Below are 16309 nucleotides of genomic sequence, written 5' to 3' on the forward strand. Positions count from 1 at the left end.
CCTTTCCCCATTCCCCTTTCCCCTTTTCCCATTCCCCATTCCCCTTTCCCCATTCCCCTTTCCCCATTCCCAGTAGAATTGGCAAATCTCAACTTGACTAGGACTTAAAACAGTTACTAGAGTGAAAGCGTCAAAATAGAAGACACAGGTTTTGTACAAAAAACCTTGTCTTGAATAAGGAGTTTTTTATCAGTGGTATTACAAGTACAAACCAGCACCTACGAAGCTAAAACTCAAGAAATTGCTAAACAACTTCTAGCAGCTACCCAAGAAAATCGTTCGTTTTTTGCTTCCCTGCGCGACCAAATGCGCTGGGATGATAAATTACTAGCTTGGGCTATGAGTAATCCAGGGTTGCGGGTGCAATTATTCCGGTTTATAGATACACTACCTGCTTTGCACAGTAAGTCAGAAATTGCCTCTCATTTACAAGAATATTTAGGGGATGAATCTGTAGAATTACCATCAGCTTTGAAGGGAATGCTAAACTTTGCTAACCCTGACTCTGTACCAGGACAAGTTGCTGCTACAACCGTTGGTACGGCGGTTGAAACTCTTGCTCATAAATATATTGCTGGGGAAAATATTAAACAAGTCATCAAAACAGTTGAACGGCTGCGAAAAGAAAAAATGGCCTTCACCATTGATTTACTTGGTGAAGCGGTAATTACTGAAGCCGAAGCCCAATCTTATCTAGAACGCTATCTGGAATTAATGCAACAATTGGTGGAAGCATCAAAGAATTGGGCAGTCATACCAGCCATTGATGAGGCAGATGGCGAATTGCTACCAAAAGTCCAGGTTTCTGTTAAATTAACGGCGTTTTATTCGCAATTTGACCCATTAGATGCTAAAGGTAGTGAAGAACGAGTAAGCGATCGCATTCGTATTCTTTTACGTCGTGCTAAAGAATTAGGTGCTGCTGTGCATTTTGATATGGAACAGTATGCCTATAAAGACATAACTCTGAATATCTTGAAAAAACTTCTATTAGAAGCAGAGTTTCGCCAACGTACAGACATTGGCATTACAATTCAAGCATATCTGCGTGATAGCGAGCAAGATGCTAAAAACGTCATTTCTTGGTTAAAACAGCGCGGTTATCCCCTAACAATCCGTTTGGTAAAAGGCGCATATTGGGATCAGGAAACTATCAAAGCAGCCCAAAAGCATTGGCCACAGCCAGTTTACAATGATAAAGCCGCAACAGACGCTAACTTTGAAGTTATCACTCAGTTATTGCTAGAAAATCATCAATATGTATATTCTGCCATTGGTAGCCATAATGTGCGATCGCACGCTCGTGCCATTGCCATAGCCGAAACTTTAAATGTCCCCCGCCGCCGCTTTGAATTACAAGTCCTCTACGGTATGGGTGATAAAGTCGCCAAGGCTTTGGTTGATAGGGGTTATCGGGTGAGAGTTTACTGTCCTTACGGTGAATTATTGCCTGGAATGGCATATTTGATTCGGCGATTGTTGGAAAATACCGCTAACAGTTCATTTTTAAGGCAAAATCTCGAAAATCGTCCCATTGAAGAACTTTTAGCACCGCCACTCCTAAAAGACGCGGAGACTGAGAGACACTCTGACGCGGAGAATGAAAATTTCCCCGTGTCCTCTTCCTTCATCGGTGCTGCGGATACAGATTATGCTGAAGAGGAGGGTAGAAAAAAGGCTGCGGAGGCTTTTGCAAGCGTTCGTCAACAGTTGGGTAAAACTTATTTACCGTTGATTAATGGCGAGTATGTTAATACATCGGAATTTGTTGATTCTCTCAATCCTTCTAATTTTAGTGAGGTAGTGGGGAAAGTCGGATTAATCAGCGTTGAACAAGCTGAACAAGCTATGCAGGCTGCAAAGGCGGCGTTTCCTAAATGGCGGAAAACACCAGTTCAAGAACGCGCTAACATTCTGCGAAAAGCGGCTGATTTGATGGAACAACGCCGTGCTGAACTTTCCGCTTGGATGGTTTTGGAAGTGGGGAAACCTGTTAAGGAAGCTGATGGAGAGGTTTCCGAGGCGATAGATTTTTGTCGTTACTACGCCGAGGAAATGGAACGGTTAGATAAAGGTGTGGTTTACGACATACCGGGAGAAACTAATCGTTATATTTACCAGCCACGGGGAATTGCTGTGGTGATTTCTCCTTGGAATTTTCCTTTGGCGATCGCTTGCGGAATGACAGTTGCAGCGCTAGTTTCTGGGAATTGTACTCTTCTCAAACCAGCGGAAACATCTTCTGTGATTGCCGCCAAATTCACAGAAATTTTAATTGCTGCTGGTTTTCCTAAAGGTGTATTTCAATACGTACCAGGTAAGGGTTCCCAAGTCGGCGCTTATTTGGTAAATCATCCAGAGACACATATAATCGCTTTTACTGGTTCTCAAGAAGTTGGCTGTAGAATTTACGCAGAAGCAGCAACGCTAAAACCTGGGCAAAAGCACATGAAGCGAGTAATTGCAGAAATGGGAGGCAAAAACGCAATTATTGTGGATGAAAGTGCTGATTTAGACCAAGCAGTTGTTGGCGTAGTGCAATCAGCATTTGGTTACAGCGGCCAAAAATGTTCTGCTTGCTCGCGGGTAATTGTGCTGGAACCGATTTATGATGTTTTTGTACAGCGGTTGGTGGAAGCTACAAAATCTCTGAACATTGGGGAAGCAGAGTTACCCAGTACCCAAGTCGGCCCGGTAATTGATGCCAATGCCCGCGATCGCATCCGCGAGTATATTGAAAAGGGTAAGGCAGAAGCAAAACTAGCCTTGGAGTTACCAGCACCATCACAGGGATATTTTATCGGCCCTGTGATTTTTAGTGAAGTATCCCCCAATGCAGTAATTTCCCAACAAGAAATTTTTGGCCCTGTGCTAGCAGTAATTCGGGTAAAAGATTTCCCACAAGCCTTAGCAGTAGCCAATGGAACTAACTACGCCTTGACTGGAGGACTTTATTCTCGAACACCTTCCCACATTCAACAGGCGTACACAGAATTTGAAGTCGGGAATTTGTACATCAACCGCACCATTACAGGTGCGATAGTTGCAAGACAACCCTTTGGCGGATTTAAACTTTCTGGAGTCGGTTCTAAGGCTGGAGGCCCTGATTATTTATTGCAATTCCTAGAACCACGCGCAGTCACAGAAAATATTCAGCGCCAAGGTTTTGCACCAATTGACGGAGTTGATTAAAGTATAAAATTAAGTGGGGTCAACCCCACTTTTTTAATATTTTAAAACTAGAAAGAGTTTGATGAATAATTTAGTTATCAAAGTTGCTAAAATACCAGAGGAATTTCCAGCGATCGCTGCAATTAGAAAATCAGTTTTTCAAGAAGAACAAGGGGTAGATCCCGCCTTAGAGTTTGATGGCAAGGATGAAATATCTGAACATTTGCTAGCTTATTTAGATGATAAAGCTGTGGGCACTACCAGAATTAGATATTTAGATGACCAAACTGTCAAAATCGAAAGACTTGCTGTTTTGTCTACAGCTAGAGGGCAAGGTATTGGTAAGAAAATTATGGAAAATGCACTCTCGTTTATTGCTAGTAAAAATATTCGAGAAGTTGTGATTCATTCTCAAGAGTATATTAAAAGCTTTTATCAAAAACTTGGCTTTGTAGAAGAAGGAGAAATATTTGAAGAAGCTGGTATTGCTCATATAAAAATGAGAAAAGCTTTACATTTACCATAATTTAAGATTTTTATATCGATTATTTAATAAATAAAATGCAAGATCCCTCTAATAGCATCTCGCATTTTTCAAATTTGTTATTTTTCTTTAGCTAGAATAATGAAGCGCTCATCACGATTAAGCAATCACATCAAAATTGTTATTGGTTAGTGACACTCCACCAAATAGTTGGGCAAATTTTACTTGAGTAAACGTACCGCCACTGCCATCTTGGTCAAAGTACAGCGCACCTGTAGTACCATCATAGATAAATCGCTGAGTGGCGGTTGTTGCAGATGTTCCAAGAGTAAACTGATTCGCTGAAAGTGAACCTATTGACAACTCGCCACCAAAACCAGCAGCCGATACCTGAATAAACTCGTTAGTTGCATTGAAGTCATAAATACTATCAACGCCATCATTGAAACTATTGAAAACAAAGGTATCAGTACCAGTTCCTCCATAAAGAGTATCATCATTGTTCCCACTGATGAGAATATCATTGCCAGCACCACCTTTGAGGGTGTTATTTCCTGAGGCAAAAAACGCAGACAGAATATCATTGCCATTGCCACCATTAAGTAAATTATCCCCTGATGAAAAGTCAACGTACAAGAAATCGCTACCAGCACCACCATCGAGGGTGTTATTTCCTGAGGTAGTAAAGCCGAAATCGAAAGCTGGGACATTATCGGAGGCAAAAAGAAAATCATCACCATTGCCTCCCAAAAGTAGGTTGTCGCCTGTTGACAAATTAACATTCAAGGTGTCGTTACCAGCACCACCGTTGAGGGTATTATTACCAGAGGTGGTATAGATAGAGGTAACGTTTGGGAAATCAAAGTCGAAAACGCCAGTAGCAAAAAGATAATCATTGCCACTGTCACCATTAAGTAGGTTATCGCCTGTTGATAATCTAGCACTCAAGGTGTCTTCACCAGCACCACCGTTGAGGGTATTATTGCCAGACGAATAGCCAAAGAATTTTAACCCTTGCAAAAAGCTAATTAATAATAAGCTAGAGGTGGAGAGAGAATCGTTGCCATCGCCCCCTAAAAGCAGATTATTGCCTGTTAAATCGGATTCATCCAATACAACATCGTCGCCACTACCACCAATGAGAGTATCACTGCCTGCACCGCCCCTCAAAAGGTCGTTGCCACTCTTACCATCGATTTTGTCATTACCCCCTTGAGCATTGATGACATCATCTGAGTTGTCAAAGCCTTTGACATTGTTGTTTAAGTCGTTCAGGAAAGTGACTGTGTTCTTTCTGAAGACCGTGCTTTGGGTAAAGTTGGCATTGAAAACATCAAAGCTGTCCGTGATGCTAGTTTGCCCATAAAACAGAATATTGCCAACCTGGGCTAAATTGTCTAGGTTTTCCAGGGCAAAATTTTGCAGAATTACTTTTGGCTCCAACGAAGTTGCAAAGGCGATTTCTAAGTTGTTACCATTTTGAGTTAGTTGCAGATTTCTCGCAGTTTGCTCAAATTGTGTAAATTGCAAGGTATCCAAGGAGGCGAGGGTTGCAGGTGATGGATTTGAGCCTTTACCAATGCCACCGAAATCCGTGATAGTTGTAACAGTGCTTATGAAACCTAGAACAAATTTATCTTTGCCGCCGCCACCAGTTAATATTTTTTTGTTCCCACTGGCAAAAAAGACATCAAACGATTCACTATAGAAGGTATCGTCACCAGCACCACCGTTGAGGGTGTTATTACCCAAAGCGCCAGAGGCAGAGAGAGTATCATTCCCATCGCCTCCAAACAGCAGGTTATCCCCTGATGAATAGTCAATATCTAAGTAATCGTCACCAGCGCCACCCTTGAGGGTGTTATTACCAATCGTACTAGGAAAGAATGAGAGAGAGCCAGAGGCAAGGAGAGTATCATTCCCATCGCCTCCAAACAGCAAGTTATCACCTGATGAAAAGCCAATATAGTCAATATCTAAGTAATCGTCACCAGCGCCACCCTTGAGGGTGTTATTTCCTTCACCACCAATGAGAGTATCATTCCCCGCTTTACCATTAATCGTGTCCGTCTCATCAGTGCCCACTAGGCTATCATTACCTTTGGTTCCAATGATATTTGCCATAAATCTTACCTTCCTGAATCGATTTTTTCAGTAGCTTGAAGTTCTAAACCTGCTTTTAATGCTGTTTTAAGACACAATGAACTCACTAAGAGTTCACATTTTTTGCAATACTTTCAAGTCACCCTTAAGGGTTACCAATTTTTCCGAAAGATTCACTTTGTTGACCCGCCTGTGAGTAACACTTATCCAAATATGTAGGACTATCTAAGCCTTAAGCACTGTCAAATTCTTTAGGGTATGAACTGATGTAAATAGGCAGTTCCAACCTTTTTTCAATTATCTTTGATTCAGTAGTTATCGCTAACAAAGTGTCAATCAATCAAGCTGAAATGCCTAAAATTCACACTTTATCTTTGATTTGTTGTCAATGCATAAGTCTTACTGTCTTCAAAATACGGATAAACGTTCAGGGGAGAGGGAAAGTAATTTTCATGCTCTCGTTGTGAGCTATATGCCCGTAGGTATTTAGCTTGAAAATAGGGAACATCTAAATAACCTAATATTATTAGGTGCAGAATATTACTTAGATGTCTATAGTTACAAACTCATCTTTGCATATTCTTCACATTTTTCGAGAAAAATTTATATAAAATTACTAATCTTTTTGTAATTTTTATATTTTTATCTTGATTGTAGCAATGTCCCAGTTGCCATATATCTAAAGGATCGAGAACATCAAGCGATCGCTTAATATGATTTTACAATTTTCTTTACAACTAAAAATGTAAGTGCGATCGCCAAGTATTTAAATTAGTGTTTGGTCGGTGTCAAAATCACTTTCACCCAAATATCGCATTAACATTGATTCTAATTGAAATACTCTAATTGGTTTGAGCAGATAGTCGTTAGCACCAGCTTGCAGAATCGAAATTTGCTCTTCTAAAAGTTCGCTAAAGCCCATCATTATCACCTGCAAGTCTTGGAAAGCAGGCTCTTGTCTCAGAATATTTAATAAATCCCAGCCACTAGCATCACCTACTAACTGGACATCTAACAATATTAAATCCGGCTCTAAGGTTTGTACCTGCTTTAAAAAATCATCATTACTATTGATCCACTTGACTTGGTAGCCAATTGTTTGCAGATAATCTTGTAAGACAATACCAGTATTTTGCTCATCTTCCACAAGCAAAATAATTTGATTTTGAGGAATAGCTAGAGAAGGCAATGTAGAGATAGTACAATTTTCTCCTTCTTCCTCATCTCTCAGATGAAATCGATTAGGTAGAAATAAAGTAAACTGACTACCTTCTCCTAAAGTGGATGCAACAGTCACATCTCCACCATGTAAACGCGCTAATTTTCGTGTCAAAGCTAAACCTAAACCCGTGCCTTCATACTGCCGATTTAGCTTACTATCGAGCTGCTTAAATGGTTCAAATAAAAAATGAAACTGGCTTGAGTCAATTCCAATTCCAGTATCAGAAACGATAAATTTCATTCCTTGGGGTACTTTTTTCACTACCAACGATACCTTACCTGCTGGGGTAAATTTAACAGCATTGGTAAGCAGATTCAGTAACATTTGTTTGATGCGTCGTTCATCAGCAATACAAGTATCTGCTTCAGTATCGATTTCATATATGAGGTGCAATCCCTTTTCTAAAGCTGCATCGCGCACCGTTGATATAGCATAGTTACATATCTCTGACACTGGTAAAGGTAAAAGCAACAATTCTTCCTTACCTGCTTCCACCTTAGACAAGTCCAAAATATCATTAATCACTGCCAGTAACTGTTCGCCACTTGTGTATATACAATTAATGTATTCCTTTTGTTTTTCATTGAGAGAGCCAACTATTTCTTGTTGTAGCAATTGCGATAAGCCCATGATGGCATTTAAAGGCGTTCGCAACTCGTGACTCATGGTTGCTAAAAATTCGCTTTTTGCTCGACTGGCTGCTTCTGCTGCTTCTTGGGAAGCACGTAGTTTTAGTTCTGTTTGCTTGCGTTCACTAATGTCCTCAATCATTGCTAGAAAAAACTCAGGTTGGCCATTGCTATCTGGAATCACACAAACAGAGATATGAGTCCAAACTAACCTACCATCAAGATGTAGGCAGCATCTTTGCATTTCAATACGATGTCTATCTACAACTTGTTCTTTAACTTCAACCTTTGAAGTTTTTCCTAAATCCGTGGAAATTTGTGACACCAATTGTTTGTAAATTTCTAAATCACCTTTTTGTGTGCAAACAAAATTTGTAAAGCGTTTGCCGTAGAACTCTTCTCGGCTGTATCCTAAAATGTCGCACAGTGCCCTATTAGTATCGACTATCTGGGCTTTCATATTTATAAGTGCAATTCCCATACAAGAGCGCTCAAAAACTGCGCGAAATTTCGCTTCACTTTGTTGCAACGCTTCCTGTGCAGCATTCCGCTGGTTTGCTTCCATCGCCAAGGTGACAAAATCTGCAATTGAGCCGGCAAAAGTTTCTTCCTCTAGAGTCCATTGACGACCTTCGCCTACGTGTTCGTGACAGACTACGCCTACCAAACGTCCGTCTAGCCAAATTGGTGCATCCAGTAGAGATGTGATGCCAAAAACACAAAGATAAGACTCTGATAATTCTTGGGTTCTGATATCGTTTCTAGCATCTTCTACAGCAATGCTGCGTTCCTGTTCTAAAGCGTAAAAATAAGCGGGATAATTTTTTTTGAAAATCGAACTACCAAAACTATGTTCCTTAGTATTAGCATCGTATAAATCGATGCATTCCATTCTTGAGCGTTCTTCATTATACAACCACACCCCGACTCGCTCAACTGAAAGCGTGCGAGCAGCGGTTTCTGTAATTTCTCTGATGGCCGCATTGAGATTACCTTGCTGAAATGTTTTGCTCCTTGCCAGTTGCACCAAGGTTTGGCTTTTTTTTCGGCGACTATCTTCTCTAATTTGTAAACCCCCTTGGGCTTCGTTATGCTGTGTGATATTTCTAGCAGCCACCACTTGCATGAGTTGTCCTCAAGAAGAAATAATTTTGCCTAGCAGTTCTACGGGAACGATAGAACGATGTTTGTATAACTACAATTACTCCATAAGGTTTTTCATAACCGGAAACTATATTTGTTTTAATCAAATTTCCCATCTTGGAATAACGACTTCCAAAGTATAATTTGCCAATCAGTTCTCTGTCTTGATACCAGTCTTTTTTGCCTCAATGAATCATAATTGGCATTTAAAATTGTTTAGCTATCAAGTAGTATAGAATTTTTAAAAGTGGCTTGCACTGCCAATGTAATCATTACATCACTTAAGTATGTCTAGGTAAATAATTCTTGTTGGGATCGGGTAAGGATGTGGAAGGGAAAAGAGTTTGAGCGTTGTTTACTTTTCTTCACATAGCTTAACTTTTTTGTATTAATACCAATTCTGTATGAAGATGCACAGAATATTAAACGTAGACGCAAAGCGGCAAGACAGAGGCTACCGCCAAGTACGCCTTCTCTACGAGAGGCTTTTGCCAACGCGCAGCGTCTCGTAGAAAAGAACGCCAAGAATAGAGAGTTACTCATTTAGTGGAGCTTTACATTAAATTGGTATAACTTACTTAATTAATTACCATAATCACTACCTTGATACCAACAAACACTACTCATTACCCTTGGATTTTTGGTTTGTCCTGACCTTTGTAGAAGAAGAGGACAAAGAGTCACAGGACAAAGTGAAAATGAGAAAACCCTTTGTCATTGACCATGCTGTTTTTTCCCTTGTTCCTCATCCCCTTGTCTTTTTTCTTCTTCTGTGACTATTGGAATCCCCTGGAATTCCCCTACAGAAAGATATTTAATGACTTGAATTTTGCGAGAATTAAATTAATGGTAGCTGTTGCCAAGGTGGAGCGATGAGAGATAGTAATGTAAGAATTGTTTCCTTAATTCCGGGCGGAACAGAGATTTTAGCAGCATTAGGATTGGTGAATGCGATTGTAGGGCGATCGCACGAATGCGATTATCCTCCAGAAATCGAAAATCGCCCTATTTGTACTCAAGCACGCTTAAACTCCAAGGCTTCCAGCAGCCAAATTCACGATGAAGTCAATAATTTACTGCAATCTGCTCTCAGTATCTATCAAATTAAAACAGATGTTTTACAGCAGTTGCAGCCTACTCACATTCTCACTCAAGACCAGTGTGATGTCTGTGCTGTCAGCTTACAGGAAGTTGAAAAAGCAGTTGCTACACTCTTTGAGAGCCAACCCCAGATTATTTCTTTACAACCCAATATTTTTCAAGATATTTGCGCTGACATTGAGCGAGTAGGCAACATTTTCGGCGTAGATTCAGTCAAACTCATTGAAAATTTAGTGGCTCGCGTCAAAATTTGTCAGCAAAGAATCCAAGGACTTGGTTTAAACGAGTTACCTACTGTAACTTGCATCGAATGGACTAATCCTTTGATGGTAGCAGCGAATTGGATTCCGGAATTAGTCAACTTGGCAGGAGGACAATCTCTGTTTAGTGTTGCCGGTCAACCTTCTCCCCACTTACCGTGGGAAACATTAATAGCAAGTAATCCTGATGTCATTGTTTTTATGCCTTGCGGCTTTGATTTAAACCGCACCCGCCAAGAAGCCCAGCTGTTAACTCAACTGCCGGAATGGCAAAAACTCCACGCCACCAAAACTGGTAGAATCTACATCACTGATGGTAATTCTTACTTCAATCGTCCGGGGCCGCGACTGGTAGATTCTCTAGAAATTTTGGCAGAAATTTTACATCCAGAAATTTTTCAATACGGTTACAAAGGAACCGGTTGGGAAGTTTTATCTGTTGAGAATTAACTTTTAACTATTCACTATCAGAGGACGGCTCATTATTAAAGAACAGCAGACGCACAGCAAGAATGGCAAATCCTACAGCAGCGATCGCTTTCATCAAACGTGTAGGTAATAATTGAGCTACTGCTCCTCCTGCTAATGCTCCCAAAAGACTTGTCAATATTAACGCTGCTGCCGTCCCAAAAAATACAGCCCGTGGAGATTGACAACGACCCGTAAGTGCGATCGCCGCTAGCTGACTTTTGTCACCTAATTCCGATAAAAAAACAGTAATAAAACTCAGTCCAAGAAGATGCCAATCCATATTGTTGAGGGGGGAGATGGGGCAGGGGAGACAAGGGGGACAAGTAGAAAAAGTCATCACCAATGACTAATGACTAATGACCAATCAATACATCCCAAAATAGCATTAGAGAAATCAACAACAACATCACACCTGCTGATTTTTCTACGGTTTTGGGGCTGAGTCGGCTGGCTATCCAACTACCTAAAAGTACACCTAGTAAGCTGGTGGTGATGAGGGCAGCAGCAGATCCAATAAATACTAACCACGGTGAATGAGATTCTGCACTCATTAACAGAGTTGATAACTGAGTTTTATCTCCAATTTCTGCTAAAAAGATGGTTATGAAAGTTGTGCCAAAAATTGCTAGTGCTGATTCCTGCTTTCGAGGATTATCTGCAACTACAGACTTATCTGGTAAGCACTGAGGTGATGTTAAGTTGAAATCGTCACTATCTTTCAATTCTAGCTCAATCTCAGATGAAGATATGCCAGAAATCCCTATAGGTGCAGAATCTAGTTTCACAGGCAATAATTTTGTTGCTAGGTTGCTTTCATATTTCTATCATATTCTCAGATTTTTGTAATAAATTGCAACTCCAGACAAAAAAGTTATTCCAAGAAATGTAGAGACGTTGCAATTGCTAGTCTCTAGAAAATATTTTGGGTGTAAGTCAAATCATCTTAAATCGCTACAATTAAAGGCCAATAGCTCGATCGAACCGTAGTATTTCTAAACTGCGATCGCCGTATACTCCTTCTATTTGCTGACGACAGCAATCAATAGCAAAATCATTGAGTTCTTCTGCTTCAATACCATACATATCTTGAAACACTTCTGCCTCCACCCGGCAAAAGCGCGGACGATTTGGGTAAATACGGCACTCTCGCGTTGTATGGTCAAAATTAATGCACCATCCTCCTTCACCCACCATACTGAGGTAAAGTTCTAGTTCTGCGGGTGAGAGATACTCATCCAAATCTGGACGTTCTGCTGGATCTAGATGACAGCAGGCTCCACATTGCTTAACACATTGCCAAGTTGCCATTTGGGATTGGGGACTGGTGACTGATGACTGGGAGTCGTTATTATAACAATATTGGAATTCTTGTAGAAGTCGGGGAAAGGGGAAAGGTTAAAGGGGAAAGGGATAGATTTTTCCTTTACCCTTTACCCTATCTGTTGCAAAAGTATCTTTTGCAACAGGTCTATTGCTAAAAATAATATTTTGAATGTCATATCATGTCCGCCTAATCACTTATCGAAAAAATTCTCCGCGTAAGAGCGTCAGTCTTAATGATAAGTCTTCAACCGGACATAATGTTATTCTCCAGTCCCCAATCCATCACATTTTATGTCTTTTCTTATAATTTTGTTAAGTAAATTAAATTCCGTAGCCCGTGGCCAGATATGATCGATGGCGGGTTTCCTAACTAAGTTATTGATTTTTATAAACAGTTAGCAGGAGAAGAGAAAAAATGTTTGACGCTGTGTCTGATTTATTTAACGCTTTTACCAGCATCAATTGGGAAGTTATTTTCCAATTACTGTCCGTAGCGCTAATCGTGATTGCTGGGCCGGCGGTAATATTTGTATTGGCATTTCGCAACGGTAACCTTTAAGAACGCTGTTAGCAAAAGCGCGGCGTTTAGCCCGTGCTGAGTGCTGAGTGCTGGGTGGAAATAAATTCGGGTAAAACTCAGAATTCATGACTCAGCACTAGATATTGACAATGCTTGCAAAGCGGCCTGGATAATATTGTCATATTGTGGTTGGGAAATATCAATTTCCTTGGCATCTTGACGATTAGTACCAAGCAAAGCATTTGGCTGTCCTAGTTGCATAGCCAAGATTTTGCCTTCAGGATTTTTAATTCTCAATTCTGCTGCCAAACCATTTTTATAGAAACCACAACTATACTGCCGTTGGTTGTATTCAAAAGTGGTGGTTGAAGAGGTAGGGGGGGAAACAAGAAATTCCTGAAGCTGAATTGGTAATCTCGCACCTACTAACTCTACCTCGATGGTGGTGTTACCGTTGAAGTGATTATTTCGCAGTTTATAAGCCACATCCAAACGTGATGGTAGGCGGAAGTAATCGCGCCAACGCCAAGCGATCGCCTTAATTCTATACTGTTGACCATCAATAGTTTGGGCAATTGTCAGTTTAATGTGACCCTTACCAACTATTTGCTGTTCAATCACTTGGACATTAGGTGTCCAAAAAACAGGATCGGGATTGTCAATACCGCAAGGATGCAAAGCGTCAAGCTGTTGATAAAGCTGGTGGTTGATTTGACTGAGGTTGATTTCAGCATCAATTTTCAACAAAGGCTTGAGATGTTGGAGTTCGAGACATCCATTGGCAAACTCAATTAAACGCGATCGCAATGTCTGTAAATTTTCTGCTGGTAGAGAAAATCCACCGGCTGCTTTGTGTCCGCCAAATTTGCCTAGTAAATCGTGAGAATATTCCAAAGCTGCAAACACATCAAACTCTGGAATTCCTCGTGCTGAACCGCGTATGTGTTGCTCATCTTCATAAGTACCAATGAACACAGGAACACCGTAACGTTCTACCAACCGGGAGGCCACGATACCGATAACGCCGTGATGCCAGTTAGGTTGCACAATAACTAATACGCGGTGTTGCTGTAAAGACGTTACATATAACGTTTCTACAACAGCGATGGCTTCTTGCTCAATTTGCTCGCACATCTGCTGGCGACTGATATTTATTTGTTCGCACTGCATTGCTCTTTCCAGCGCCACCCCCATATCATCTGTGGTTAGCAGTTCAATAACAGTCTGGGGGTTACCAATGCGACCAATGGCATTAATTCGGGGCCCCAACCGAAATCCGATATCTTCAGGCTTCAGCGATTTGGGAGAAGATGCGGGGACGGGGAGACGCGGCGACGCGGAGAATTCTTTCCCCGTGTCCCCGTGTCCCCGTGTCTCCGTGTCTTCTCCCCTCGCCTGCACTCCAGCTACTTGAATTAACGCCTGGACTCCAGCTAAGTTGGATTTGGGTAAATGCTGTAAACCTCTTTTCACCCAACGGCGATTAACGCCAGTTAAGGGAGCTAAATCTGCGATGGTGCCCAATGTAAATAGTGCTAACATTGGTCTAATTAAGCCTTTAGTCTCTCCTAGCTGTTGTGCTAAAGACACTGCCAAGACATAGGCAACACCAACACCAGCAATACCCCTGTAAGGTGAAGATTCAGCGATGAGTTTGGGGTTAAGAATCGCATTGGCTGGTGGTAATTTTTGGGGAATGTCGTGGTGGTCGGTAATAATAATTGCAAGACCTAGTTCTCTAGCTCTAGCTACCGGTTCAAATGCAGAGATCCCATTATCTACAGTGAGAATTAGTCCCACTCCTTCAGTATGAAATTCTTCAACTATGCGTTTATTAATACCGTAACCTTCGTGCATCCGACTGGGAATAGCATAATCTACTTGCGCGCCTAAAGTCCGTAGGCTACGCAAAAGTAAAGCAGTGCTAGTCATACCATCAGCATCGTAGTCACCACAAATAGCGATTTTGGTTTGAGAAGCAATGGCATTTTCCAATAACTCTACACTAATGGCCAAATCTGGAAATTCTTCTAAAGGCGGAGGTAAAACTAAAGATTCTGGTTCTAAAAATTCTTGTGCTGCTTTTGGCGTATCAATGCCACGATTAATTAACAGCTGGCTGATAATGGGTGAAAGATTTGTCTCAAGGGCTAGCTTTTGAGCTAACTGAGTTTTTTGTGGATAAATCTGCCAACGCTGATTGGGTAAGGGTGTAGTTTGTTTTAAGGATTCCGTAAAAGGTCGGTCTGGCACAGTTCAAGATTAGAAGTTTCCTTTTAGATAATAGCGATGCCTGCGGCGGGCTACGCGCTTGAATCACTTTTACCATAAAGACGGCGAGAAAGCCCATTCCTTCTAGTAGTTCGCTTTCGTGACTTGGCTCTTTAAAGGGGAAAGGGGAAAGGGGAAAGGGGAAAGGGGAAAGGGGAAAGGGGAAAGGGGAAAGGTTTTAAATCCCTTACCCTTTCCTCAGCCCTCACAAGCGCATTTTTGGGTTGGCAGACCACTAGGGACGGGATGAATTGCCGATCGCCGTCTGAGTCATTAGTCATTGGTCAATAGTTATTAGTATTATTAAACACAAAATTATTAAGTATAAACCTTAGTAAATAATGACTCGAAATCCTCAGCGCGTAAAGCCGGGGGATGAGTTAACAAAACCCCTGGTTCTCTGCAATGCCTCAAAGATTATATATTTATTGCAATTAATTTTTTCTAGCGTAGTTATTTATCATACGTAGTTTTCAACTATAACACACGTATTACAAAATAACATCTCCCTGAAGCTTAATTGTTAAAAATTAATTTATATTTTAAATTTATTAAAACATTATTAAAAATAATTTACCAGCGACAAATTTAAGCTTTAAAAATTAATGAGGAATCAGAGCAATGACTAATGTTGTATCTCAACTAGAAGCATCACTAATTAAAACATTTCTCCAAGAATCAGAGGGAAATTGGTCTTCTGAACGACGATATTATGCTTTGCCAAATGGTAAAGTTAAGGAAATCAAAAAAACAGTTGCTATGCGGTTTCTAGACCAAGGAAGCCCAGAATTAACTGAACTCGCGCAACTGCACGAATTGAATGAAGATGCTGTCATGACCTGTGGTTCTTACGTTGAATGGAACAATGTAGATATAACAACAGGTGAAGAAGGTTCTAAGCGTTGGACAGTACTTGGTTCTTTGGGGACAACTATGTATTTTGGTCGCAATTTTCCTGTACCCAAACTAGTAGTAGCTGAATATTATTTTCGAGATCCAAAAACTATATATTTGTGGACAGAAGAAAATGGCGCTCTTTTCGAGGAAGAGTTAAGATTCGTGGGTAAAAATTATCGTACTCGACAAACTGTTATTTCTCGTGGTGGCGTGCAACAGATGATTGCTCAATATATGGAAAAGCTGATTGCATAAGTTATCAGCATGTCAAAACTTCTAATTCCTAAAGCAGATTGATTCTACCATCATCCATAATATACAAGGAGCGATCGCCTGGAGAGCGCCAAGTCGGACGAAGTTCGAGCCGCAATGTACCAAAGTCGGGTTTTGAGACAATTGCTTGTAGTGATAAACCCGTTTCGCTCCAAAATATCAAAGATGTGTTTGGTTCTGTACCTTCTATTTGTTCCAAATTTAATTTTTGTCCTGGACTCAAGGATATTGCATCAGTCCCGGAAGGTTTTTGGATTTTAACCAAATTAGGTGTGCTATTTACAACCTCAATTCTGATGTGTTGTCCAGGAGTAAACTGAATTGGACGCGAACCACATTTAGAAGCACATGTTCCGGCCAAGCTAGGACGCGGGTTATTAATGGATGCTGTGAAAACGGTAACTACAATTAAGGCTAAGGACAAAGGCTTAAACATAATAC

12 protein-coding genes are annotated in these 16309 nt (G+C 40.8%); 5 read left to right on the forward strand and 7 right to left on the reverse strand.

The genetic code is table 11. From position 1 onward, the window contains the following. The first annotated feature begins 192 nt into the window (after window positions 1-192). Together pruA and VF06_RS08100 are read left to right on the forward strand one after the other, a co-directional pair. Window positions 193-3192, forward strand: coding sequence for an L-glutamate gamma-semialdehyde dehydrogenase (gene pruA, locus VF06_RS08095; protein ID WP_099066982.1), 3000 nt, complete (start codon window positions 193-195; stop codon window positions 3190-3192). Between the two features lie 61 nt (window positions 3193-3253). Beyond that, window positions 3254-3697 carry a GNAT family N-acetyltransferase gene (locus VF06_RS08100; protein WP_099066981.1) on the forward strand — a complete coding sequence of 148 codons (444 nt, stop codon included), beginning with the start codon at window positions 3254-3256 and terminating at the stop codon, window positions 3695-3697. Window positions 3698-3814: 117 nt separating this feature from the next. On the opposite strand, the gene VF06_RS08105 is transcribed toward VF06_RS08100, so the two are convergent. Together VF06_RS08105 and VF06_RS08110 are read right to left on the reverse strand one after the other, a co-directional pair. After that, complete coding sequence (locus tag VF06_RS08105) at window positions 3815-5779, reverse strand: beta strand repeat-containing protein (protein WP_099066980.1); 1965 nt, start codon at window positions 5777-5779, stop codon at window positions 3815-3817. Between the two features lie 745 nt (window positions 5780-6524). Beyond that, window positions 6525-8735: a GAF domain-containing hybrid sensor histidine kinase/response regulator gene (locus tag VF06_RS08110; RefSeq protein WP_099066979.1), complete on the reverse strand. Its 2211-nt coding sequence runs from the start codon at window positions 8733-8735 to the stop codon at window positions 6525-6527. Window positions 8736-9624: 889 nt separating this feature from the next. Between VF06_RS08110 and VF06_RS08115 the strand changes: the two genes are divergently transcribed. Continuing rightward, window positions 9625-10563 (forward strand): cobalamin-binding protein, encoded by a 939-nt coding sequence (locus VF06_RS08115; protein ID WP_099066978.1) that lies wholly within the window; start codon window positions 9625-9627, stop codon window positions 10561-10563. 7 nt (window positions 10564-10570) lie between these two features. Here the strand turns inward: VF06_RS08115 and VF06_RS08120 are convergent, their stop codons facing one another. The 3 genes from VF06_RS08120 to VF06_RS08130 form a co-directional block, all read right to left on the reverse strand. After that, the gene (locus tag VF06_RS08120; protein ID WP_099066977.1) at window positions 10571-10864 is read right to left on the reverse strand and encodes a TMEM165/GDT1 family protein; all 294 of its coding nucleotides are present in this window, start codon (window positions 10862-10864) and stop codon (window positions 10571-10573) included. Between the two features lie 73 nt (window positions 10865-10937). After that, entirely contained in the window at window positions 10938-11369 is a 432-nt protein-coding gene (locus VF06_RS08125; RefSeq protein ID WP_099066976.1) for a TMEM165/GDT1 family protein, read from the reverse strand. A 172-nt stretch (window positions 11370-11541) separates the two neighbouring features. Beyond that, the gene (locus VF06_RS08130; protein WP_099066975.1) at window positions 11542-11892 is read right to left on the reverse strand and encodes a YkgJ family cysteine cluster protein; all 351 of its coding nucleotides are present in this window, start codon (window positions 11890-11892) and stop codon (window positions 11542-11544) included. Window positions 11893-12322: 430 nt separating this feature from the next. On the opposite strand from VF06_RS08130, the gene psb30 reads away from it, so the two are divergent. Then, a complete protein-coding gene (psb30, locus tag VF06_RS08135) occupies window positions 12323-12466 on the forward strand; it encodes a photosystem II reaction center protein Ycf12/Psb30 (protein ID WP_069068686.1) in 144 nt (47 codons plus the stop codon). 84 nt (window positions 12467-12550) lie between these two features. Here psb30 and VF06_RS08140 read toward each other — a convergent pair whose 3' ends face one another. Beyond that, complete coding sequence (locus VF06_RS08140; protein WP_099066974.1) at window positions 12551-14680, reverse strand: single-stranded-DNA-specific exonuclease RecJ; 2130 nt, start codon at window positions 14678-14680, stop codon at window positions 12551-12553. A gap of 639 nt (window positions 14681-15319) precedes the next feature. Here VF06_RS08140 and VF06_RS08145 point away from each other — a divergent pair. Then, window positions 15320-15850 carry a phycobiliprotein lyase gene (locus VF06_RS08145; protein WP_099067821.1) on the forward strand — a complete coding sequence of 177 codons (531 nt, stop codon included), beginning with the start codon at window positions 15320-15322 and terminating at the stop codon, window positions 15848-15850. A gap of 28 nt (window positions 15851-15878) precedes the next feature. Here VF06_RS08145 and VF06_RS08150 read toward each other — a convergent pair whose 3' ends face one another. Then, window positions 15879-16304, reverse strand: coding sequence for a hypothetical protein (locus tag VF06_RS08150; protein ID WP_099067822.1), 426 nt, complete (start codon window positions 16302-16304; stop codon window positions 15879-15881). Window positions 16305-16309: the final 5 nt, after the last annotated feature.

This window comes from Nostoc linckia z4 (assembly GCF_002608075.1).
Taxonomy (GTDB): Bacteria; Cyanobacteriota; Cyanobacteriia; order Cyanobacteriales; family Nostocaceae; genus Nostoc; species Nostoc linckia.